Source organism: Phocaeicola sartorii JCM 17136 = DSM 21941 (assembly GCF_054653615.1).
Genome location: NZ_BAAIFW010000006.1, coordinates 233,582 through 259,819, shown reverse-complemented (window position 1 = coordinate 259,819; position 26,238 = coordinate 233,582). Strand labels below are relative to the sequence as shown.

General features: G+C 43.1%; 12 protein-coding genes. All 12 read left to right on the top strand.

Annotation, left to right across the window (positions count from 1 at the left end; genetic code table 11):
• The first annotated feature begins 92 nt into the window (after window positions 1-92).
• Complete coding sequence (locus tag ACYQ0C_RS18110; protein ID WP_016277764.1) at window positions 93-2,570, top strand: glycoside hydrolase family 2 TIM barrel-domain containing protein; 2,478 nt, start codon at window positions 93-95, stop codon at window positions 2,568-2,570.
• Window positions 2,567-3,826 carry a rhamnogalacturonan acetylesterase gene (locus ACYQ0C_RS18105; RefSeq protein WP_244964566.1) on the top strand — a complete coding sequence of 420 codons (1,260 nt, stop codon included), beginning with the start codon at window positions 2,567-2,569 and terminating at the stop codon, window positions 3,824-3,826. The genes ACYQ0C_RS18110 and ACYQ0C_RS18105 overlap by 4 nt, the downstream gene beginning before the upstream one ends.
• 102 nt (window positions 3,827-3,928) lie before the next feature.
• On the top strand, window positions 3,929-6,145 hold the full coding sequence (locus ACYQ0C_RS18100) for an alpha-L-rhamnosidase-related protein (protein WP_016277762.1): 2,217 nt from the start codon (window positions 3,929-3,931) through the stop codon (window positions 6,143-6,145).
• 21 nt (window positions 6,146-6,166) lie between these two features.
• Entirely contained in the window at window positions 6,167-7,789 is a 1,623-nt protein-coding gene (locus ACYQ0C_RS18095; RefSeq protein ID WP_016277761.1) for an alpha-galactosidase, read from the top strand.
• Between the two features lie 24 nt (window positions 7,790-7,813).
• Window positions 7,814-9,574 (top strand): alpha-L-rhamnosidase-related protein, encoded by a 1,761-nt coding sequence (locus ACYQ0C_RS18090; RefSeq protein WP_016277760.1) that lies wholly within the window; start codon window positions 7,814-7,816, stop codon window positions 9,572-9,574.
• 131 nt (window positions 9,575-9,705) lie between these two features.
• The gene (locus ACYQ0C_RS18085; RefSeq protein ID WP_175271096.1) at window positions 9,706-12,492 is read left to right on the top strand and encodes a two-component regulator propeller domain-containing protein; all 2,787 of its coding nucleotides are present in this window, start codon (window positions 9,706-9,708) and stop codon (window positions 12,490-12,492) included.
• Window positions 12,493-12,613: 121 nt separating this feature from the next.
• The gene (locus ACYQ0C_RS18080; protein WP_016277758.1) at window positions 12,614-15,592 is read left to right on the top strand and encodes a glycoside hydrolase family 2 protein; all 2,979 of its coding nucleotides are present in this window, start codon (window positions 12,614-12,616) and stop codon (window positions 15,590-15,592) included.
• Window positions 15,593-15,647: 55 nt separating this feature from the next.
• On the top strand, window positions 15,648-16,838 hold the full coding sequence (locus ACYQ0C_RS18075) for a glycoside hydrolase family 88 protein (protein WP_016277757.1): 1,191 nt from the start codon (window positions 15,648-15,650) through the stop codon (window positions 16,836-16,838).
• Window positions 16,828-18,057 (top strand): DUF2264 domain-containing protein, encoded by a 1,230-nt coding sequence (locus ACYQ0C_RS18070; RefSeq protein WP_016277756.1) that lies wholly within the window; start codon window positions 16,828-16,830, stop codon window positions 18,055-18,057. Before ACYQ0C_RS18075 ends, ACYQ0C_RS18070 begins: the two co-directional genes overlap by 11 nt.
• Before the next feature lie 294 nt (window positions 18,058-18,351).
• On the top strand, window positions 18,352-21,219 hold the full coding sequence (locus ACYQ0C_RS18065; protein ID WP_016277754.1) for a glycoside hydrolase family 2: 2,868 nt from the start codon (window positions 18,352-18,354) through the stop codon (window positions 21,217-21,219).
• A gap of 193 nt (window positions 21,220-21,412) precedes the next feature.
• Complete coding sequence (locus tag ACYQ0C_RS18060; protein ID WP_016277753.1) at window positions 21,413-24,445, top strand: SusC/RagA family TonB-linked outer membrane protein; 3,033 nt, start codon at window positions 21,413-21,415, stop codon at window positions 24,443-24,445.
• A gap of 19 nt (window positions 24,446-24,464) precedes the next feature.
• Entirely contained in the window at window positions 24,465-26,081 is a 1,617-nt protein-coding gene (locus ACYQ0C_RS18055) for a RagB/SusD family nutrient uptake outer membrane protein (RefSeq protein WP_016277752.1), read from the top strand.
• Window positions 26,082-26,238: the final 157 nt, after the last annotated feature.

Sequence of the window (26,238 nt, the reverse complement as noted above, 5' to 3'; positions counted from 1 at the left end):
AATTCCATGTCTGCAACTCTTTATAATTCCGATATTTGCGTAATAAACGAGCCGACACAAATCGGTGTTCATTCTTTATAATAATGTATCAAATGAAAAACATCATTATCGCTTTCTTCTTGATGCTTGCTCCTGTCGGAGTAACAGCCCAATATCAGAAAGCACAGGAAAAAGCTCCTCTGGTCAATGTACCTTTGGAAAATTTTGCATCACAGCAGAAAGTCCTTTTTAACTTTGGCTGGAAATTCCAGTTGGTTACAAACGAGAATAAAAATACCGATTTCGCCTCTCCTGCCTTGGATGACTCTTCCTGGCGTACACTGGACCTTCCTCATGATTTCCAGTTCGAACAACCCTGGACTGAAAATGGTGGAGGTGCACGCGGATTCAAACCCATGTGCGAAGGATGGTACCGCAAGTCTTTCCCTACCGATCCGTCGTGGAAAGGGAAACGGGTGGTCCTGGATTTCGGAGGTATCATTTATCTGGGCGATGTCTATCTGAACGGTACCAAAATAGCCTCGACAGATTATGGATACGTGGGACTTGAAGCGGACCTTACCCCTTTTCTGCGTCACGACGGAGAAAACGTGGTAGCCGTCTATGCCTCCACCGGTCCCAAGAAAGGCTCACGCTGGTACACGGGAGGCGGTCTGTTCCGTGATGTGTATCTGCAGGTGCAGAATCCCACACACATCGCCCGCCACGGGGTGTATATCACCACTCCCGAAGTTTCCTCCTCCCGGGCAACGGTAGCCGTACAGGTTGAGGTGGACGGCTGGCAGAAGCATGATGTACGGGTACGGACCACCCTCCGCAATCCGGAAGGTGTCATAGTGGGCTCCGTGCAATCCGGTATGCCCGAACATACGCACCAGACCTGCACGGAAGTGAAATTACCGGCGCTTACTCTGGAGAATCCGCAACTTTGGTCATGTGAGTTCCCACAACTCTACAATGCTGAAGTGGTGGTGACGGCAGACGGTATGGTGGTGGACAGCCTGACCGAACAGTTCGGTATCCGCAGTCTGGAATTCTCACCGGAGTTCGGTTTCAAGCTTAACGGGAAAAAGATATTCCTGCAGGGCAATGCCAACCATCATGATCTGGGCGCACTGGGAGCCGCCAGTTACGACAGGGCCATCGAACGCATGATGCTGCAACTCAAATCTTTCGGTTATAACTGCATCCGCTGCTCACATAATCCGTACAGTGACAGTTTTGCCCGCATTGCAGACCGTGTGGGGATGCTGGTGGTGGATGAACTGACGGACAAATGGAGTGACAATGACTATTGGGGCGGCCGCCAGCCGTTCACCCATATCTGGCACAAACTGATTACAGAATGGATCAAACGCGACCGTAACCGTCCGTCCATCATTTTGTGGAGCCTGGGAAACGAGCTTCAGATTCGTGAAGGATGGGCAGGTTTCGAAGGGGCCAACGACTGGGGAATCACTACCTATAACATATTCAACCAGCTGGTAAAGAGATGGGATCATACACGTCTCACCACTGTAGCCATGTTCCCCGCCCGTGCGGGAGCTATAACCCGGCACGACAAGGAGTTCAACGACTATTTAGTGCCCCCTGAACTGGCTTGTGCCACAGAAGTGGCATCGTTTAATTACCAGTCGGACAAATATGACGCTTATTTGAAATACCGGCCGGACCTTATCCTGTTCCAGAGTGAGGCTGAAACCAGCAATCTGTTACAGCCTTATTATAATATGGACAGAAAACGGACGGTGGGCATGGCCTATTGGGGATCCGCCGAGTATTGGGGAGAATCCAACAAGTGGCCCAAGAAAGGCTGGAACTACTCCTTCTTTGACCATACCATGCGCCCTTATCCCCAAGCCTACCTTATCAAATCGGCTTTCATGCCGGAGATTCCCGAAGTACATATCGGCGTGGTCGATGCGGCGGGGGCGGAAAGCGTCAGCTGGAATGATGTCATAGTGGGACGCATGGCGCTGAACGAGTGCTGGAACCATACCCCGGGCAGCAGACAGTCACTCTTCACCTATACCAATGCACATTCTGTAGAGTTGTTGGTAAACGGTCAGAGCATGGGAGTCCAAGAAAACGATACGACACAGGCAAACCGGCGTAATATGATTTATTGGAAGGATGTTCCTTATGGCAACGGTGGATCTGTGGTGGCAATAGCCCGTGATAAGTCGGGCAAAGAAGTGGCTCGTCATCGTATCGAAACTGCCGGAAAAGCCGTGGCACTCCGGATTGAGGCGGAAACGCCGGCGGACTGGAAGGCGGACGGTATGGACTTGCAATATATAAACGTGACGGCTATAGACAAAAAAGGTCGTCCGGTATGGGACTACAACGAGCCGCTTGCTTTACAAATGGAAGGTGCGGCACGGTTGGTGGCATTGGATAACGGGGATCATTATACGGACGAGCTCTTTCATGGCATAACTTCCAAACGAATGTATCAGGGAAGGATGCAGATCATTCTCCGAAGTGATCAGAAGGCTGGGAATGTTACGGTCAAAGTATCTTCAGCTGGATTGAAAGGCACACTTCGGTTGAAAACGATAAACGAATGAAAGGATATATGAAAAAAATACTTATTTTATTAATACTTATACTGTCAATCAAGTCTTCCTTCGTTACATACGGGCAGGTCTGGAATTTTGATATGACTAAACCGCAACCTAAATATAATGATGAAGTGGGGTATGGTTATGATCGGAATACTTCTGCTGTATCTGAAAAACAGAAACATCCTATGTTTTTTTCTGTAAAAGTACCCGAAGGGGACTATAAAGTAACAGTGACAATAGGAAACAAGCAATATGCAGGTGTAACAGTTTTAAGGGCTGAAACCCGACGTTTGGTGGTGGAACGTATGATAACAAAGAAAGGTGAGCTTCGTGATGTGACATTCAATGTTAATGTACGGACTCCATACATTGATGGAAAAAATACAGTAGGATTACAAATGCGGGAAAGAAAAGATTGGGGTTGGGACAATCGTTTAACGTTGGAATTCAATGGAAATTCTCCTGCTGTGAGTCATATCCGAATAGAATCCAATCATCCTAAAATGAAAATTTGGCTTTGTGGCAATTCCACCGTAACTGATCAGGATAATGAGCCTTATACCAGTTGGGGACAAATACTTCCCTATTGGTTCGATGAAAATGTTGCTGTTGAGAATATGGCAATGAGTGGTTTGCGTACCACCTCGTTTATCGAACAAAACAGATTGGCAAAAATTGTACAAGAAGTGAAATGTGGTGATTATGTTCTGATAGAGTTCGGGCACAATGATGAAAAGGACGATATCCCGGGTAGTGGAGCATGGTATAATTTTACATATAATCTAAAGAAGTTTATAGATTATCTGCGACCTAAAGGTGCACATATTATATTGGCTACTCCTACAGAACGTCGTAATTTTATAAATGGAAAAATTTGTGGCACTCATGGTGAATATCCGGTGGCTATCCGTACACTTGCAGAGCGTGAATGTTTGCCACTTATAGATCTTACAAAATCTACTACTGAACTATATAATGCGATGGGAGATTCACTTAGTAAAAGACTTTTCGTGCATTTCCCGGCCAATTCTTATTCAGGACAAGACAAAGAACTTAAGGATGATACACACAGCAATGCTTTTGGAGCGTATGAAATATGTAAACTGGTCGTTATGGGGTTAAAATCTAACAATGTTGAACTTGTGAAATACCTTCGTTCAAATTGGCGGGATTTTCACTATTATAATTATGATGATTGGCAAAAATTTTATTGGCCTATGACACCAATAAATAAGTTGGAAAAGCCTGCTGGTGACTGAACTTTAAGAAGATATGATTATCAATACGTTTTGTAATGTAAGAAAGTATTTATAGTCTATTCGGAATTCATAAAAATAACAATCGGATATCATTGGAAAAACATGAATAAAAGATTAAAATTACTAAGCATCTTTATAACAGCATCTTTATGTTGTTATGCCCAGACAAAAGAGTTCGATCCTTCTCTGGATCCTAATGTAACCATCGTGAGCCGGCAGCCTCAGGAGGAATGGAACAGTCGCTATATGTGGTATCCGGGACAACTGGCTGCTTTCTACCAGCAACAATGTGCCCGTATCTCGAAAGAGCGTTGCGTCAATGTAGGATATCCGGGTAAATTTTTTGCAAAGAACAATCATGCCTGGTTCAGAAAAGAGGTAAGATTGAAAAAGGAAAGTAGCCTCTGCTGGGAGGGGCCGTCGGATATTGTTCTTTATATAAATGGTGTGAAACAGTCTGTTTCCGGTAAACAGGCCATTTTGCCCGCGGGCAGATCCTCTTTATTGTTTGAGGTGACAACGGATGACTCGTTACCTTGTATCATTCTGAAAGGGGCGGGACTGGAAAATCCGGATGAATGGCAGGTCAGCATGGATAAAGAGCATTGGACAATACCCGAGAGTGCCGTCATGTATAATAAACCGGGCGTGCTGCCGGATGCTCCGCAAGATATGACAGCTCGGATTAAACCTTTACAAATACTCCCCATGCGCAATGCTGAGATGCAAGGTAAAGACGGAGTCAGTATTGGAAAGAATGGTTATGTCCTCGTCGACTTTTTCCATCTTGAGATGGGGGCACTAACTTTTCAAGCGAAAGGAAAAGGGACTATAACCGTGCGTGTCGGCGAGACTCCCGAAGAAGCGCTGGAACGGGATGATAAGAAACTGGAACAATATCCATTGGCTCCTATTACCTTGTCAGAAGAAGGCGGCACCATCACTTTGCCGGAACGCGCTCTCCGATATGTTTCACTGGAATGCGACAAGGGGGCTGAGATTACCTCCCTTCGCTTTGATGCGTCATTGTGGCCGGTAGAGCACCAGATGCAGTTTGAAACGGATGATGATTATGTGAACAACCTGTTCAAAATGAGCAGTGCGACATTGCATACCAGTATGCACCGCTTTTATCTGGACGGGGTGAAGCGTGATTTTCTTCCCTGGTCCATGGATGCGCTGGTCAGCACCCTGGCGGGGGATTATCTTTTCGGTGACCAGCAGGTGTCAAAAAACGGAATTTCCATAGCACTGATGCCGCTTGATCCGCAGAAATCGGATATAGGGATTCCTGATTATCCATTGCATGCCCTGTTCGGCCTGAAACAGAACTATCTGCGTTTCGGTGACTTGACTACTTCCCTTCAATACAAGGACCGCATCATTCAGTTGCTTGATTTTTATGCCTCCATCGTGGATGAAAATGGTTTTGTACACGGCAATTATGGAGACAGGCAGTTCGGTTATACCCCCGGATGGTCCACTTATAACGGTCCTGCCCGGAAAGGGGTGGCGGCCTATGCCCAGATCATGCTCTATTATAATTATGTGACCGGAGCTTATTTCGCGGATCTGTGGAAGGAGAGTGCATTGGCGGACAGATACCGCAAGTTGGCTCGGAATCTGAAAAAGAAGATTTTTGAACATTTTTGGGATGATGACCGGAAAGTCTTCATCAACGGTACAATGAATGACAATGTGACTGTGGACAAGCGTATTTCGCATCATGCCCAATATTGGGGAATACTGGCCGATATTTTTCCCAAAGAACATTATGACAACCTGTTTGAAAATGTTCTGCCGAATTTGCCGAACTATTATGAAGTGGTCAGTTATGAGAAGGGTTATGAGTTTCTGGCTTATGCTAAAGCCGGGCGGATAAAAGAGTTATGGGATCATATCTATGGTGTGTTCGGCGACTGGATGGATCAGGGACATACTCGTTTCCCTGAGAATTTTATGTTGAATGCCTCCAGGGCCCGGCAGTTGGTGTTCTATACCCGTCCGTACGGCCTGAGTCTTTGTCATGGGGCGAATGGAATCCCGGTAGTGGTAGGCGCATTGAACGGTCTTATCGGTTTCAGCCAGTCTTCGATGAAGACGAATGAATATACGATCCGTCCCGAATTGCTCCATCTTAAATGGATTCACTCCAGAATTCCCGTCAAAGAAGGATACATCACGATGAAACTTAATGCTGAAGGAGAAAGTATCATTGATATTCCGGAAGGATGTACGGTTAGCATTATAAAAAAGAGCTGTCGCAAACCATTGGTGCTGAAGAAAGCGGGAGAATATACATTCAAATTGGCAGATTAATCATCGAATAAAAAGATTCTTATGAAGAAATATTTTGTAGTCGGAGGGCTTTTGGCCCTTCTCTTTGCAGCCAGTGCCTGCACAATAGCTCACGACGAAGATACAGTAGCAACCGGAGCCTTTCTGCCTCCCCTCATGGGATGGAGTTCTTGGAATACCTATCATGTAAATATCAACGAAGACCTGATAAAGAAGCAGGCGGATGCTTTGGTAACCACTGGATTGAAAGATGTGGGTTACCTATATATTAATGTGGATGACGGCTTTTTCGGATACAGGGATGAAACCGGAAAAATGCATGCACATTCCGAGCGTTTCCCCAACGGGATGAAGCCTGTATCGGATTATATCCATTCATTGGGATTGAAAGCAGGTATTTATTCAGACGCGGGGGATAACACTTGCGGCTCCATCTATGATGATGACGCTAACGGAGTAGGTTCCGGCCTTTATGGACATGAGCAACAGGACATGGATCTTTATCTGAAAGAGTGGAATTATGATTTCATCAAGATAGATTATTGTGGTGCCAAGGAGTTGGGACTTGAAGAAGAGAAACGTTATGCCACTATTTGCGAGGCTATCAGGAATACAGGACGTACGGATGTTTCCATTAATATCTGTCGTTGGGCTTTCCCCGGTACTTGGGCGAAGGATATGGCACGTTCCTGGCGTATCAGTTCGGATATCCGTCCTCGTTGGAGTTCGGTAAAACATATCATAGAGAAGAATCTTTATCTTTCCGCTTATGCCGGTGAGGGACATTATAATGACATGGATATGCTGGAAGTGGGCAGAGGGTTGACACAGGCGGAGGAAGAGGTGCATTTTGGAATGTGGTGTATGATGAGTTCCCCTCTCCTTGTCGGATGTGACATGACGACAATCCCCGAAAGCTCTCTGGCTTTGTTGAAAAATAAGGAACTGATCGCATTGAACCAGGACCCCTTGGGACTTCAGGCTTATGTGGTACAACGTGAAAAGGATGGTTATGTTTTGGTGAAAGATATCGAACGGAAACGGGGCAAAGTCCGTGCCGTGGCTTTTTATAACGCCTCGGACAGTGCTTATGAGTTTCGTACTCCGTTGCGTGTGCTGGAACTGGGAGGGATGACAAAGGTACGGGATTTGGTAAGATGCGAGGATATGGAAAGTGTGGAGGGCGAATGCCGTTATACGGTGCAGCCCCATGGTGTGCTGATTTGCAGGATGGAGGCGGAAGAGCGTCTGGAACCTGACCGGTATGAGGCGGAATGGGCCTATCTTCCTTGTTTTGATGATTTGGGCAAAAATCCTAAACAAATATTGTATGCCGCTTCACCGGAATGTTCAGGAGGTATGAAAGTACACCATCTGGGAGGCAGCAGGGAGAACTATGCCGAATGGAGAGAAGTTTATAGTGGGAAAGGAGGAGAGTATGAGATGACTGTCCGTTATTGTTCTCCTGTAAACCGTAAGTTGGAGATATGGGTGAACGGTATGGAATATGAAATGGAGGGACTGAATTCCGGAGGTGAGGATGAGCTACGGGAGGCTAGTTGTACGATTGTTCTTAATTCCGGATATAATAATATCCGTATGGGGAATCGTTTTGGCTGGGCACCGGATGTTGATTGTTTTACATTGAAAGAAATGAAGAAATAAGGAATGTATATGATAAAAATAAAAATGGTGCTGGCGCTGTTGGGGGCGTTGCTTGTTGGAACTGTCAGCGCCCAAATTTATATCCCTCCCGTTTTTGGGAAGGATAGTCTTGATACCCGTCCGGATGAACTCTCACGCCTTTATATTCCTCCCAAGAGGATAATGTGGGTGAGTCATGATTCTTTGGTTCAGAACAAGGAGGTGTTGTTGCTCTCTGGTAATGGACAGCCGGAACTGGGGAAAAGGAATATGTGTTCCATGTACACTTGTGGGCGGGATACAGCCTCCATTCTGCTGGACTACGGGCGTGAACTGCATGGAGGGCTGAAATTGGTGCTGGGGGCGGCCAGGCCTTGGGGAACCCAATTGGTCCGTGTCCGTTTCGGTGAGTCGGTCAGTGAAGCTTGCAGCGAGCACGATGGCGGCAGACGTAGAAAAGGATATTCCACCAATGACCATGCAATGCGTGATATCACGATGAAGGTTCCCAGTGACGGGCAGATAGAAATAGGCAATACCGGATTTCGTTTTGTCCGTATTGATTTGCTGGGTTCGGATGCGGTGATTCGCCTGAAGGAGGCTCCTGCCGTCATGCGTTACCGGAATATTCCTTATTTGGGTTCTTTCCGTTGCAGTGATCCGCGGCTGAATGATATCTGGATGACGGGAGCATATACGGTTCATCTGAATATGCAGGAATATCTGTGGGATGGCATCAAGCGGGACCGTGTGGTCTGGTTAGGTGACATGCATCCTGAGGTGTCTACCATCATGGCTGTATTCGGGTATAATGAGGTGGTGGATAAAAGCATCGATCTGGCGTGTGAGCAGTTTCCGCTACCGCAATGGCTGAACGGGATGAGTGCATATTCCATGTGGTATCTGATTATTCAATATGAATGGTATATGCATAATGGGAATTTGGATTACCTGCGGAAACATCGTGATTATATTACCGGACTGATAGACTGTATAGATAGCTGTGTGGATGAGGAAGGGAATGAAAGTCTGGCTAAATCACGTTTTTTGGACTGGCCGTCTACACCCAATGAAGCAGGAGTGGAAGCTGGATATCGCGCCTTGCTTTGTTGGGCGCTGGATGACGGTGCGAAATTGTGTGACTTGCTTGGCGAAAAAGGACATGCGGCAAAATGCAATGCGATTGCCGGACGGCTTAAAAAACAGATTAAGCAGCCCAACCGTTTGAAACAGGCGGCTGCTTTAATGGCTGTTGCCGGGCTGATGGAGCCGGAGAGGGCATGTGATGAAATAATTTCGGTCGGAGGGGCAAAGGATTTCTCCACTTTTTATGGCTATTATATGTTGCAGGCATTGGCAAAGGCCGGCGAATATCAACAGGCGCTGGATATCATCCGTCAGTATTGGGGAGGGATGCTTGACTTGGGCGCCACTACTTTCTGGGAGGATTTTAATTTGGATTGGAGTCGTAATGCCGCACGGCTGGATGATTTTGTACCTGAGGGGAAGGATGATATTCATGGTGATTTCGGAGACTATTGTTATCCGGGATTCAGACATAGTTTCTGTCATGGATGGGCTTCGGGACCTACTCCTTGGATGACACGGCATGTTTTGGGAATCGAGGTGCTGGATGCCGGTTGCAAAATGATCCGTGTTAATCCTCATTTAGGTGATTTGGAATGGGCGGAAGGTACTTATCCTACTCCCTTAGGGGTGATATATGTCAAACATGTGAAAAAGGATGGTGGAAATGTTGTTTCTACAGTTAAAGCTCCGGATGGGATTAAAGTAGTATCAAAATAATTGGATTTTAATATTCTTCTTTTTTAAGTCATTCTTAATATACTTAATTAAACCGACAAGTTGCAAGTTCTTGAATTTCTTCCTAGCTTTGTATTCGTTTGTTTTTTAACAGGAGTACTTGCGTGAAGGATATGAAAAACATAGGAAGGATCGTATTACCAATCATTATTTTGTTATTGACTGTGCGGATAAATGCCGTTCCGGTCAAAGCATTTGATATGATAGTAAGAAACCTTCCTAATTCGGAACAGTTGCCGACCAAAGAATTGCTTTGTATCTTCCAGGATTCGGAAGGATATATGTGGTATGGCACTGAAGGGGGAGGCTTGTGCCGTGATGATGGATATACGGTGAAAGTATTCCGTTCTGATTTCAAGAACCCGGGAGTCTTGGAAAACAACAGTGTGACGTGTATTACTGAAGACGGTGAAGGGAAAATATGGTTTGGAACGAAGCGTGGCGTCTATATTTTGTCAAAAACAGATTATGAGATAAGAGCGCTTGCTGATGAAACGATAAAGGGTTGGACTATAACTACAATGACAGCGACGTCTGATGGTACGATCTGGATTTCGACTAACAGACACCTGTTTCGATACAATGCGTTAGGGAAAAGAACTGGAAAATACATTCTTAAATGGAAAGGACAGGAGAATACCGTCAATTCTATTTATGAGGATAAGAAAAAGAAAGTTTGGGTAACTCAAGCAAAAGGTGGGCTTTTTTGCTATGATAAGGTAAAGGACTCTTTTATTTCATATCCTTGGCCTTATGATGAGTATCCCACAAGCATGACGGAAGATCATAACACCCCGTATTATTGGGTTACTACTTGGGGAAAAGGTATGGTACGTTTTGACCCCAAGGCACAGGGCGTGGACAAAATGTTTAGATTGCAAACAGTGGATAATGCGTCTTCTGACTCCGGTACCCGAAAGCTTCATCATATCATACAAGATTCTGTTAAGGGATATTTGTGGGTGACTGCCGCCGATAACTTATATGCCTATAAAATAACGGCCGATGCATCCTTGGATAAGGTAGATCTCTCCCGTTTATTATCAGCTGACAGGAAAATCCTCACAAAGATTCTTTCCGATCAATCCGGAAATTTATGGGTGACAGGTTATTATCCTTCTTCTTTCATTATTTCTTTTCTACCCAATGAAGTGCTTCCTTTGTCTATGGAAGGGGTAAAGCAAAATCTGGGGGTAATCGCGTCTCCTATGCAGTTTTCTCAAGAGAAAAATTATTATTGGATCAGGCAAAAGAAATTGGGACTGTATGCTTATGATCCCCAGAGAGAGCGTATATCTGTTGTTGAGAATGACAGGGAGCTTTCTTTTTTCTTTGAGAGACCATCGGATAGAGAGGGACTCTATATGGTAAGGGATCATTCGGTGATTTTAATTCGGTATAAGGAGGACCGGCTTTTTGAATCCATCGTATGTATCATACCGATCAAGCAAGGTGAGCGTATCCGTGCTTTGCATGATGACCGTCGTGGGAATCTTTGGATAGGGACTACTTACCATTTATTCCGGTATAGCTTGGAGGATGGCCGATTAACTACAGTTTGTGATGATGTTAGTTTTATAAATGCTATCGTTTCGTCTAATGAAGGAGTTGTTTATTTTGCAACTGAAAGTAGAGGGTTGTGGAGAATTTCCGGAGAAAGCCGGTTACAAATAAAGGATACAGGAGAAAATTATTCAGTATTGACTGTCGCTTCGGACAACAATCTTTGGGTGGGTACTAAACAGGGTAATGTGTATGGTTATTCTCCGGATACGAATGATTTTATTTCCCGGACAAAAGATTGTGGATTGACAGGGGATGCTGTTTTGGATATAAAGTCGGATGATGATGGGAATCTTTGGATTCTTACATCACAGCGGGTGATGGTCTATCATCCCGGAACACATATCTTTACTATGATGTCTTGTGCTGATTCTTGGATAAATCTGGAAGATTTCCAGTCATTGTATAAAGGTCCTCGGGGAGAAATGAGTGTGGGTGGACGAGGTGGTATTGTGACTTTTCCTCACTATAATGAAAAAAAGAGGAGGATACGTGAGCCAATGGTGCGTTTGACATCCGTCGAAATGAATAACACTTCTGAAATCGGGGTGGATAATCAAAAGAAAATAAGTCTGTCTCCTCATGAAAGAAATGTGGAATTGTTTTTTTCTACTTTTGATTATTTGAATACGAATAAGGTAAGATATGCTTATCGTTATAAACAAAGAAACGATAATTGGGTGGCCTTGCCGGCAGGGAAAAATAGTATCGGCTTGTCTGATTTGTCAAAGGGGGAATTTGAACTGGAAGTCCGTGCTACAGATGAAAACGGGCTGTGGAGTAAGAGTACATTGACGGTTATGATCCAGTGTCTGCCTGCTTGGTATGAAACAGGTTGGGCGTATTTGTTTTATATACTTGTTGTTTTATCGGTTGTTTGGGGATTGGGCCGGATGTATATGAAATTACGGAAGCCCATTGTTGCACAGACTGTTCTGCCACTGGAACAAAATCCGGAGCAAAGGCATGAGATAGATCCATTGCCGGAAGAAGGAAAAGTAGAAGCGAATTCTATTTCAGCATCTGATGAGCAATTAATAAAGAAGGCATTGGATATGGTTGAGAAGAACCTTAGTAATCCTGAATATTCCATAGAAGATTTAAGTAGGGATATGTGCATGAGCCGTGCTACTCTTTACCGTAAGATTACATCTATCACCGGAAGCTCGCCTTCTGATTTTGTGAAGAATGTACGTCTTCGTAAAGCTGCCGAATTATTGAAAGAGGGAGGGCTTACCATTGCTGAGATAGCTGATAAGGTTGGTTTTAATACACCTAGTTATTTCACAAAATCATTCAAGAAGCTGTTTGGGGTGTTGCCTACACAATATAAATAAGCTTGTAAGAGGCTCTGTCATCGTATCTTGCAACATTTGTTTCACATCTTGAAACGTGGAAGCGGTTTGTATCAAGGTGGATTTTCTACATTTGCTGTTGATAAATCAAATGAATAATACCATGAACAGACAGAATTTACTTATTTTATTATGTATGCTTTTGCTTTTTCCCGTATCCGGACAGAGCAATAACCGTGAGAAATATAATTTTAACCCCGGGTGGTTGCTCTATATCGGAGATACGCCGGAGGCGGAAAGAGCGGATTTCTCCGATGAAAACTGGAAAAAAATTACTTTGCCCCGGGCTTTTAATGAAGATGAGGCTTTTAAAGTACATATATGGGGAATGACGGATACTATAGCCTGGTATAGAAAACATTTCAGGCTTCCTAAGACGGCAAAAGGAAAGAAGGTCTTTATTGAGTTTGAGGGAGTACGGCAGGCGGCGGATTTCTATTTGAACGGCAAGCATATAGGATTGCATGAAAATGGGGTGATGGCGGTAGGCTTTGATCTGACTCCGTTTCTGAATTTTGGTGGAGAGAATGTGATTGCTCTCCGAACAGACAATGACTGGAGATATAAGGAGCGTTCGACTGGAAGTTTGTTTCAGTGGAATGACAGAAATTTCAATGCCAATTATGGGGGAGTACCTAAAAATGTATGGTTGCACATTACTGATAAATTATATCAGACCTTGCCTTTATACAGTAATTTACAGACTACAGGGACTTACATCTATGCATCCGATATAAAGGTAAAGGCCCGTGAGGCGGTTGTCCATGCGGAGTCACAGGTGCGGAATGAGTATGGCAAGTCCGTTCATGTGGATTATGAGGTGAGCATTTATGATTATGATGGAAAAAGGGTCAGTACATTTCGGGGACAACCGACGACAGTGCAGTCTGGAGAAACGGTTGTATTGAAAGCTTCTGCACCGTTAAAAGATCTTCATTTTTGGAGTTGGGGGTACGGTTATTTATATGATGTGAAGACCACCTTGTTGGTAAATGGTCGTCCGGTGGATGAAGTTGTTACCAGAACGGGTTTCCGCAAGACTCGCTTCGGAGAAGGAAAGGTGTGGCTCAATGACCGCGTGTTGCAGTTGAAGGGATACGCGCAACGGTCCAGTAATGAATGGCCGGGAGTAGGAATGTCTGTACCGCCTTGGATGAGTGACTACTCTAACGGATTGATGATTGAGCATAATGCCAATCTTTTTCGGTGGATGCATGTTACTCCTTGGAAACAGGATGTGGAATCTTGTGACCGTGTGGGGGTGATACAGATGTTGCCTGCAGGAGATGCGGAAAGAGATGCGACCGGCAGACGTTGGGAACAACGGAAAGAACTGATGAGGGATGTCATTATTTATATGCGCAATAATCCAAGTATTTTATTTTATGAATCGGGAAATGAATCAATCAGCCGTGAGCACATGATTGAGATGATTGCCATACGGGACCAGTACGATCCGCATGGAGGAAGGGCGATAGGTTCCCGGGAGATGTTGGATATTCGTGAGGCTGAATATGGTGGTGAAATGCTTTATGTGAATAAAAGTGAACATCATCCTATGATTCAGACTGAATATTGTCGTGATGAGGGGCTGCGTAAATATTGGGATGAATACAGTTATCCGTTTCATAAACAGGGAGATGGCCCTTTGCATAAAGGACAGGATGCCGGAGCATATAATCAGAATCAGGACAGGCTGACTGTGGAGTTTGTCCGACGTTGGTATGATTTGTGGCGTGAGCGTCCCGGAACAGGTCGGCGTGTCAATTCAGGAGGTGCGAAGATTGTGTTTTCCGATACGCAGACTTATGGACGTGGTGCCGAGAATTATCGCCGGAGCGGTGTGGTGGATCCGTTGAGAATCCCTAAGGATGGCTTCTTTGCACACAAGGTAATGTGGGACGGATGGGTGGATGTGGAAAACTGTCATACTCATATTATTGGTCATTGGAATTATACTCCGGAGGTGAGAAAACCTGTTTATGTGGTTTCATCGGGAGAGGCAGTGGAACTATTTGTAAACGGGAAATCCAAAGGTTTCGGCAGACAGGATTATCGGTTCTTGTTTACTTTTGATTCTGTGCAATGGGAGAAAGGGATGATTGAAGCCATATCTTACGATGAACAGCATAAAGAGTTGAGCCGTCATTCTCTTCAAACCGTTGGAGAGCCTGAACGGTTAAAACTGACCTTGATGCATGGTCCGCAAGGCGTCTTTGCCGACGGCGCTGATATAGCGATGGTGCAGGTGGAAGTGGTGGATGGCAATGGAGAACGATGTCCGTTAGCCAATCATAAGATAAAATTTGATTTGCAAGGCCCGGCTGAATGGAGAGGAGGAATAGCACAGGCGGCAGATAATTATGTGTTGGCAAAAGAACTTCCTGTGGAATGTGGTATAACACGAGTGATGATCCGCTCGACAACGCAACCGGGAAATGTGGTGCTGAAGGTGGCTGCAGAGGGGTTGGCTTCAGAAGAAATAGCTTTCAGTACGCAGCCGGTAGAAGTTAAAAATGGCTTAAGCACTTTTTTCCCCGCCATTGGGTTGCCTAGCCGTTTTGACCGTGGTGAAACGCCGGCCTCGCCCTCTTATAAAGTGACCAAAGTCGATGTCAGAGTGACTGACGTTACAGCCGGAACCAATCAAGGGGATGCAGGGAAAAGTTTTGATGACAACGAATTGAGCGAGTGGAAAAATGATGGCAGGTTGAACACCGCCTGGATTACATATAAATTGGAAAGGCGTGCGGAAATAGATGATATCTGTATCAAACTGACCGGATGGAGGCAGCGTTCTTATCCGCTTGAAGTATATGCCGGAGAACACTTGATCTGGAGTGGGAACACGGAGAAAAGTCTGGGGTATGTTCATTTGATAATTGACCGTCCGGTACGTTCTGATGAGATAACCATCCGTTTGAAAGGGGCTACTCAGGATTCCGATGCATTCGGCCAAATCATAGAAGTCGTGGAACCCAAGGCCGGAGAGCTTGATCTTTTCAAAGCTGAGGGGGGCAAGAAGGTAAACAATGAACTTCGGATAGTTGAGGTGGAATTTTTAGAAACTTTGAATCAATAATTTCAGAAATTAAGGAAATACGTCTATATTTACATCAATTATAAAATATCTTTTTATGAAAAACATATTCATAGGGTTGATAGCTGTTTGGGGGCTTTTTCTCGTTTCATGTGAAACAAGGGAGCCTATGGCTGAAGTAATAGAAAGAGGGCTGGAGGTTTCCAAACGGCAAGCTGTCTTTTTAGCGAAGGAAGTGGAAAATCAGGAAGGAAGGCTTCCACGGACTTATGAGGGTGGTGAACTGAAAACATCCGATTACCGGGCATGGATTTCCGGCTTTTTCCCGGGAGTGTTATGGTATTTGTATGAGAATACGCCTACGGATGAACTGAAAAGATATGCGGAACTATATACAGAACGGGTGGAGCCTGCCAAGGATATGACCACCACCCATGATTTAGGGTTTATGTTATACTGTAGCTTCGGAAACGGATATCGGTTGACAAAGAATCCTTATTATTTAGAGGTGATGACTATGGGAGCAGAATCTTTGGCAACTCGTTATGATGAGCGGGTAAAAGCTATCAAATCGTGGAATTCAAGTGAGAAATGGCAATTTCCCGTCATTATTGACAATATGATGAATCTGGAATTTTTGTCTTATCTTGCTAAGACAACGGGGGAAAAACGTTTGATGAATATGGCTGACAGTCATGCACAGACCACTCTTCGACATCATTTCAGAGATGATTATAGTTGTTATCATGTAGTTTCATACGATACGCTCTCCGGGCAACCGCATTTTAAAGGTACTCATCAGGGCTATGCCGACCGTTCGGCATGGGCAAGAGGACAGGCATGGGCACTGTATGGCTATACCATGATGTACAGGGAGACCGGAAAGGCCGAATATTTGGAACAAGCTCGGAAGGTAGCTTCTTATATAAAGAATCATCCCCATTTGCCGGACGATAAAATACCTTATTGGGATTTTGATGCACCGGATATTCCTGCCGCTCCCCGGGATGCATCTGCAGCTGCTGTTATGGCATCGGGGCTTATTGAACTGAGCCAGCTGGATAAAAGTAAGGAAGGAGCGGATTGGCTGGAACTGGCAGAAATGCAGATTCGTTCTTTGTCCTCTCCGGAGTACCTTGCCAAGCCGGGGACTAACGGAGGTTTTATCTTGAAGCATAGTGTGGGAAATTATAATAAGAATTCGGAAGTAGATGTTCCCCTGTCTTATGCAGATTATTATTATGTCGAGGCTTTGTTACGTTTAAAAAAACTACAGAATGAGAACTAGGAATTGTTTGTTAATCGCTTTTTGTTTTATGATCCTGTGTGGAAAACTATATGCCCAGCCTACAGGTAGCGAGGACCGTATGTACTGGGTGCAGACTTTAACAAAAATCGCTGATCCTGTGTTGGTCAATCTCAGTCAGGGCACATTGAAAAAGAATATGCCATTTGAGTCACTGTCCGATGAACCTTTACGTAGAAGTGTTTCCTATCTGGAAGCGGTAGGAAGAACCGTTTGCGGTATTGCTCCTTGGTTGGAACTGGGACCGGATGACACTCAGGAAGGAAAGTTAAGAGAAAGGTATATTCAACTGGTGGTTAAAGGACTGAAACAGGCCGTCGATCCGCAATCAGCTGATTATTTGATGTTCGATAACCGTCATTCCCAGCCTTTGGTAGATGCGGCTTTTCTTGTACAAGGTTTGTTGAGGGCTCCCGGACAACTTTGGGGAAATCTGGATGCGGATACTCAAAAAAAACTGGTGTATGAGTTGAAAAGGACGCGTGGCATAAAGCCTAATGAGAGTAATTGGTTGCTTTTCGCTTCGATGGTAGAAGCGGCCTTGTTGGAATTTACGGGGGAATATGATACTCAGAGATTATATTATGGTGTAAACCGTTTCATTGATGAGTGGTATAAAGGAGATGCCTGGTATGGAGACGGGGCAGAATTGCATCTGGATTACTATAACAGTCTGGTCATCCATCCGATGTTGACGGATGTATTGTCTGTCATGAAAAAGCATGGATTGGAACGTGCCGAGTTCTTGGAACGCCAATTGGTTCGTCAACAACGAATGGCTGCCCAGCTTGAACGGATGATCTCTCCGGAAGCCACTTATCCTGTAGTGGGCCGTTCTATTGTGTATCGTTTTGGCGCTTTTCATGCGCTTTCTCATATTGCTTTGTTGGACAAGCTTCCTCAGCCTCTTTCCAAGGGACAGATCCGTTCTGCCCTGACAGCTGTTATGCAGAGGCAGATATCCATGCCCGGTACTTTTGATGAAAACGGGTGGCTGAAAATTGGCTTTGCAGGAAGCCAGATAAATATGTCCGAACCTTATATAAATACAGGGAGTCTGTATTTGTGTACAGCGGCCTTTTTGCCATTGGGACTTCCGGCGAATCATCCTTTCTGGACTGAGCCTTATAGTGAATGGACTAACCTGAAGGCATGGAAAGGTGTCGATGTAGGGGCGGATAAGGCTTTGAGAAAAGGGTAGGTGTCTATGAAAAGAAAAGTAACTTAACTAACTAGCCCAAGTAAGTCAACTTAAATGCCGAAGTAACTTAACTTACTTGGCCTATGAAGATAGCTTACTTTTCATTGGCTGGTTTGCCTGATTTTAAAGAGCATGGAGATTTTTCCATATTAAAGGAAAAATCTCCATGCTTTATGTTTGTATGTCAATAGAATAGCTATTGTGTAATATGGAATCCCCCTCTACTTTTGCATGGAATAAATTGCGGAACTTTAATTGGCAGATCATAAACAAAACACTAAAATATTATACTTTATGAATTTACGTACTATTTTTATTTCATCGTTTCTGTCATTGGGCAGCTTGGGGGTGCTGGCTCAGGAACAGATTAATTTAAGCGGTACATGGCAGTTCGCATTTGCCGCCAATCAAAAGGAGGCGGACCGTTTGGAAAGGTTTTATACGCCTGATTTTGCTAAAAGCAAATTTAAGTCAACTCCTGTTCCATCCAATTGGGCCTTGTTGGGATATGAAGAACCGGTTTATCGAGGATTCAAGGATAATCAAGCCGGTGAGGGATTTTATGTGCGGGAGTTTACAATTCCTCAGGATTGGAAAGACAAACGTATCTTGTTACATTTCGGTGGGGTATGGTCATCGGCCGAAGTTTGGCTCAACGGGAACGAACTGGGGCGTCATGATTGCGGATATACTTCTTTTGCTTTTGATGTGACGAATAAACTGAAAGTGGATGAACCTAACAAACTGGCTGTCAGGGTAAGGCAGATCACCCGTGAGTATAAGTTTGATGTTTGTGATGACTGGACTTGGGGAGGTATTTACAGAGATGTAACTTTGGAGGCTATGCCGGCTAAACGATGGATTGATGATGTGGTGGTGCAGACAACTTTTGACCATTTGTTTCAAGATGCGAATCTGGACATACGGGTGATGATCAGTGATAAGCATAAGAATACATTGCCCGGAAACTATCCTAGCCCCGGCGAGCCTTATAAGCTATGTTTCACACTTACCGACAAAGAAGGCAAAGAGGTGGCGCAAAGACAAATGACTGTACCTGCCCACGTTTCGACGGATCGGGAGATTTGTCTGAGCCTGCCGGTTGAGGCTCCGCACCAGTGGACTGCCGAAACTCCTTATTTGTATAGTCTGAAAGTGGAACTTTTAGAAAAAGAGGCAGTAACACATACACGTATGGAACGTGTCGGCTTCCGTCAGATCTCCACTGATGGAGGAGTTTTCAGAATTAACGGACAGGCAGTTAAACTTCGTGGGGTGAACAGGCATGATGAACATCCGGATGTAGGTCGTGCCACTACCCGTAAGCAGTGGTTGGAGGATCTTACGCTGATGAAGGCTGCCAATATCAATTATCTTCGTCTCTCGCATTACACACCTGCCGAAGGGTTTATTGAACTATGTGATTCAATGGGAATGTACGTGGGCAATGAAGTGACGCTAGGAGGAGCCGGAAACTTGATGTATGATCCTTCATTCTCAGGGGCGGTTCTGCAACGTTCGTATGAAACGATTGTCCGGGATATAAACAAACCGTCTATTATTTATTGGTCAATAGGTAACGAAGATCCTTTGACCTCTCTGCACATGGTTTCTGTAAAATTGGTCAAGGCACTTGATCCCACTCGTCCGGTACTGTTGCCTTGGCGTCCTGAAGAATGGCTCCCTAAAGAAGTGGATATTCTTGCTCCTCATTACTGGAATCCGCAGGAATATGACCGGCTTGCCGGACATTCCGGACGTCCTGTTATTTCGACTGAATACACACATGCTTATGGCAATGATGCGTTTGGAGGGTTGGAAGCACGTTGGAAGGCATTGACAAAACATCCTGCCGGAGCCGGGGCAGCTGTATGGATGTGGGCGGATCAAGGGGTTAAGACTCCTGTCCGAAAGAAAGAGAAAGATTTGAGTGAAGATGAATACTTAAGAATTAATACAGCCGGTTGGGATGGTATTGTGGATTCTTATCGTAATTTCACTCGTGACTATTGGGAGACGAAGGCCGTCTATGCTCCGGTTTACCCTGTTGTGGACAAAATTTCATTTGTGCCCGGTCAGGATTCGGTACGTATTCCTATCCAGAATGATTTTGATTTTACGAATCTTAGTTCTGTAAAAATGGCTTGGTCTGTACGGGAAGATGAGAATGTATTATATTCGGGCACTGATTCCATGTATGGCTATCCCCATACAGTGTCGGACTTTAAATTGCCGGTAGAAAAACTAGTGACTGTTCGTCCGGGAAAAACGTATTATGTGTGGTTTGTATTTACAGATGAAAAAGGAACAGAGATTACTCGTAGGGCTGTTGAACTTTGTCCTCAGACAGAACAACCGGTGTCTGTTCCTGTTTGTCGTGAACTTTTGGTTACTGAAACGGACAAGGTTACCATTGATGCTGGTGATATCCGCTATGTGTTTAGTCCGAAGAATGGACAATTGGTGTCTGCGGAGCTAAAGGGAAAGCAGTTGATAAAAGACTTGTATCCGGCTATCTGGCGTAAATTAAATCAAGGTGAGACTTCCGGATTTGGTAAGGAAAATCTTCGTAAGGCTGTCGATCTTACTCATTATACGTCATCTGTAACAGCATGGAAGGTGGAGAAGACACCGACCAATGCGGTTATCCGTACTACTGTGGATTATAGGGTGGATCAGGAGAATCATTTTACAGTGACTTATCGTTATTCAATAGGAGTGGATGGACGCTTGAACGTTTATTATCAGATTCTTACTAAAGTGGCTGTACCTTGGTTGCCTATTGTTGGTATGTCCATGCAGTCTGTATCCGGACTTGATCAGGTACATTGGCTGGGATTGGGCCCGTATGATGCTTATCCTAATAAGCAAACTGCTCCCATATTGGGCGTATGGGGAGGAACAGCGGGAAGTCCGGATGTGACGGGAATAAAAGCGATGCGTTGGATGGAACGTGCCGGAGCTGAAGGAACCATACATGTTTCAAACTCCGGTTATATGGAGAATGACGCAATGTGCCCGGAAAGAACTTATATTTTATCAGGAGTGTTCGGTCGTCCGGAGAAAGGACGCCGTGCTGAAGAATCGGTTCCCCAACTTCGTACGGATACAGGAAAGCCGTTTGTTGGCGAGTTCAGTATTATGTTGAAGGCAGTTCGCTAGATTATTTTTTGGATGGGTGGAAGATTTTCCATGAATGAAGCAAAAAGTCCATAAATTGTCTCTGTATATAGGTAAATTCAGCATTGTAGGGAAGGGAGTGGCTTTATACTTTTGTACATGGCAAAGATATCTGAAGCCGGTTAAATAAAAGCATGCTAAATGATATAGATTACAAAACTTTAATTTGTTAATAATGAAAAACAACAGGAAACAAAGAGGCGCTTATGATGAAGTGTCTTTTAGAATGGTATTTTTATTAGTCTTTTTTTTAATGACTACCGTTACCGGATTTGCACAGAACAAGACGATATCGGGTATTGTAGTGGATAAGGCAGGTGAGGCTGTAATTGGTGCCAGTGTATTGGTTAAAGGAACTTCGAATGGTACTATTACTGATTTTGATGGGAAATTTACTCTATCCAATGTTCCTGAAAAAGGGATTATTACTATTACCTATATAGGATATAAAGAGCAGAATCTTCCGATTGCAGGAAAGGTGACACTCAAAGTAACTATGGTTGAAGATACTGAAACATTGGATGAAGTTGTTGTGGTGGGTTATGGTACACAGAAAAAAACTGATTTAACAGGTTCTGTCATGTCAGTGAAATCGGAGGATATTACTTCTGTAACGGCGAATAATCCTGTTCAAGCCTTACAGGGAAGGGTGACAGGTGTTTCGGTTGTGACGGATAGTCGTCCCGGCAAGTCACCTACCTTGCGGATTCGTGGTAATGGTTCTATCAGTGCAGGAAATGATCCCTTGTATGTAGTTGACGGTTTTCCTTTGATGAATGGTTCATTGAATGAAATTAATGCGAATGATATTGCTTCAATGGAGGTCCTGAAAGATGCTTCTGCTACAGCTATTTATGGTTCCCGTGGTTCAAATGGTGTTATTATGATTACTACCAAAACAGGTGCTAAAGACTCTAAGTCACTTACGTTTAATGCTAATTATGGTTTTCAGATGCCGGGTAGATTGGTGGAAACAATGAATCATGAACAGTTTGTGGACTTTATTAATTCCGCTTACATGAATTCTAAAGGGATTACGATATATAATGATGAAAATCCTGCTCCTAATATACATACAGATTGGCAGAGGGAAACCATTAAGAGTAGTAGTCCTGTGCAAGACTATAGTATTTCTTTGAATGGTACTTCGGGTGATACACAGTATATGATGTCCGGTGGAGTTTATCTTCAAGATGGTTTGTTGTCTAACTATGATTATAATAAGTACACTTTTCGTACTAATTTGCAGCATAAGTTTAATAATTTCATAAAATTGGGAACACATTTGCAGTATACTTATTCAGAGGGAGGGCTTGCGACAACTACTAATTATGAGGGGGCATTGACGGAGTTATGGCGTTATGGTTGGCCTACATTACCGGTTTATCGGGAGGATGGAAGCTATGCAATACCTAATGATAATCCAGCCATATCCAGTTATTTTGATAGTGGTATTAAATGGAATGCGGTTAATTATTACAATGAAGTGAAAAAGGAATCTAGTGTAAGTCGTTTGTTTGGTGATGTTTATGCTGAATTTCAGTTGGCTAAAGGATTGACTTTCAAAACAAATTTTGGGCTTGATATAGCTAATACTAGAGATTATAATTATATAACTTCGGATTATACTTTATCTACAGGAACTGGAGAAGGTGGAAATGGGTATTCTAAGAAGATAAGCCGGATAACTGAAAATATTCTTACTTATACCAATACCTGGGGAAAACATCGTCTTACAGCGACAGGGGTTTATTCATGGCAAAATTATATTTATGAAAATCTTTCTATTGATGGAAAAGGATTTGCTAATGATGAAACCGGGGCATGGGATATCTCTCAGGCGAATAGAGAAACGGTAGATTATGGCAGTGACAAATACCAAAATTCATTGGTTTCATGGACTGGCCGTGTATCTTATGCTTATAATGACAGATATCTTTTGACGGCAACTGCTAGATACGATGGATCTTCGCGCTTTGGGGCAAATAACAAATGGGGATTTTTTCCGTCAGTCGGTTTGGCTTGGCGTGCGAGTCAGGAAAATTTTTTGGTTGATAATAAATATATTACTAACTTGAAAATACGTACCAGTTTCGGTGTAACAGGTAATCAGGAGATAGGAAATTATAAATCATTGGCACAATTGAATGCGGATAATTATATTTATAATAATGGAGAACTTCAAGGATATTATGAAAGTATAGGTAACCCGGACTTGAAGTGGGAACGTGCCAATCAGTTTGATATTGGTGTTGATTTATCCTTATGGAATTGTTTGCACATTACTGCGGATTATTACTACCGTAAAACTTCCGATTTGCTTTATCAAGTTCCCATTCCTTCCACTTCCGGATTTTCTTCTATGCTGAGTAATGTCGGTTCTGTATTGAATAAGGGATATGAATTTTCAATCACAGGAAATATTATTAATACAAATGATTTAAAGATAGATGCTACTGTTAATCTCAGTCGTAATATTAATAAAGTGAAGGAACTTTATAATGATGTGGAATCTATAACACTTAGTTCCGGATTAGGTCTTAGCCGTTATTTAAAAGTCGGAGAATCTCTTAATTCCCGTTATGCTCTTCTTTCTGATGGTATTATTCGTACAGAAGAACAGTTGAACGAATATCGGAAAATTGAAGGTACGGCCAAATTAGGGGATGAAATGTATAAGGATTTGGATGGTGATAATCAGATAACGGCAAAAGATCAGGTAAATATAGGTACTACAGATCCTAAACTTATTTATGGTGTAGGTTTGAATGTACAATACAAAAAGTTCAGTTTGAATATATTAGGAAATGGTGCTCATGATTTTGTTGGTGGCACTTCTTATTTACAAATAGCAGAGAATCAGATAAATTCTAGTGTGATTTGTATGCCTTCGTTGTATGCTTATGAGCGAATGTGGAGTGAATCCAACCCATCAGGAACCTATCCTGCACCGGGAGCTTCTAATATTCATGAAAGCGATCGTATAAATTCTGGATGGAACTATTTCGTAGTAAAAAGTATAGCCTTAAGTTATGATTTTGGAAAGAATCCTATCAAAGGAATTAAAGGTATCAAAAGTTTGAGTGCGACAGTGAATTTTCAGAACTTCATCACTTTTTCTAACCAGCGTGGCTATAATCCGGAAAATGGTGATATTAAATATCCATGGGTGAAGATTGTGAATATTGGAGTTAATGCGAAGTTTTAATCAATAATAATAAATGAATATGAAATCAATATATTTACGTAAAAAAACGTTGCTTGTGGGTAGGTGGTCTGTTATTGCTGCTCTGTTTGTGATTGTTACTCTGTTTTCCGGTTGTACGGGGTTGACTGAATCACCTTATACTTTTGTTGATCCGGGTAATTATTATAAATCGGAAGAAGAACTGGAAAGTGCTTTGAATTCAGTTTATGCCGATTTTCGTAAATTTGCCAGTAATTATAAGACTCTGATGATCTTGGAACTTGTGACAGAACATGCTATGCCGGCCCATGCTTCTAAGGATGGGGTTATATCATTCAATTGTTGGCAAGGAGTGAATCAAGCTACTACCTATAACATTCAGATATGGGATAGCGGATATGAGATGATTAACCGATGTAATGTGGTGCTTGGACGTGGTGATGGAGTGAATATGTCCGATGAAAAAAGAAACCAGGTTTACGGACAGGCTCGTTTCTTCCGTGCATATACCATGTTTGTTCTGCTTCGTCTTTATGGGGGACTTGCTATTCCGGAATCTTATACTTCAGGACTGAATGGCCTTGAAATTCCTCGCAAGACAGTAGATGATACGTATGATTATATTATTCAAGATTTGGAATATTGTATTGCGAATTTACCGACGCGCTCACAGTGGGGAAGTAGCTCTTATTATAAAGCAAGTAAAGGAGCTGCTCAAGCGTTGCTGGGCGATGTGTATTTGACTAGAGGTTGTATGGATAATTACAATACGACTTATTTCCAAGAAGCCAAGAAACAATTAAGCGATGTAATCAATTCCGGTGAATATGAACTTTTGTCTGATTATAAATCTTTGTGGTATTGGTTTGTAGAGGAGGCTTCCAAAAATACAAAAGAATCTTTGTTGGAAGTTCAATTTGGTCCTACTCAAGTGAGTGCGTTACATTGTAATTTTGGGATAAACGTTACAGATGAAAGTTTAGGAGGTAAAATGTATCATCGTTCGGCAATTTCACATAAGGACTATCTTTCTTATCAAGACGATGACGTGCGTAAGCAATGTTTTCTAACAGAATATACCATAACTGGTACAGATACCCGTCGTTATTTTGAACCTGAATATAAAGGTTTTTCAGGTAAAGGCGAAGGTAAATGGCCGTCATCTGCTCCAGGAAATATGAAATTTTATGATCGGACTAAGTCTTGCTATGAAACAGGAGGTTCGAAAGCGAATTTAATTGCGATCCGTTATTCTGATGTATTATTGAATTATGCTGAAGTGGAAAATTATCTGAATGGTCCTACATCCGATGCGTATGAGAAGTTAAATAAAGTACATCAGCGTTCCTTGTCTGTTCCTGTAACACCGGGACTCTCAAAAGAGGAGTTTGATGATGCAATCTATCAGGAACGTACATGGGAATTGGTTGGTGAAGGTTATTTATATTTTGACGAATTACGCACAGATCGTTTGGGGAAAAACGTTTATGAATATAAAACCTATATGTATGAGAATGGGTATTTTAATTGCCAAAAATTACAGTTTGTGCCCCAAAAAACATTTTTATGGAAGATTCCTCAAACGTCTTTGGACTCTAATCCTGCATTAGAGCAAAATCCGGATAACATATCGGATCCAAGATATCCGCTTAAATAAATTTTTAAGGTATTAAGTTAGACTAAGGTGAGCAATATATGCGATAACGATTGTCTGTGATAGATAGTCGTTATCTTTTTAAAGAGTAATATTGTTGTGGCGAACTATAATGGTTAAAGTTTTTGTTGTGGATGTTCTTTATATAAATAATGAGTCT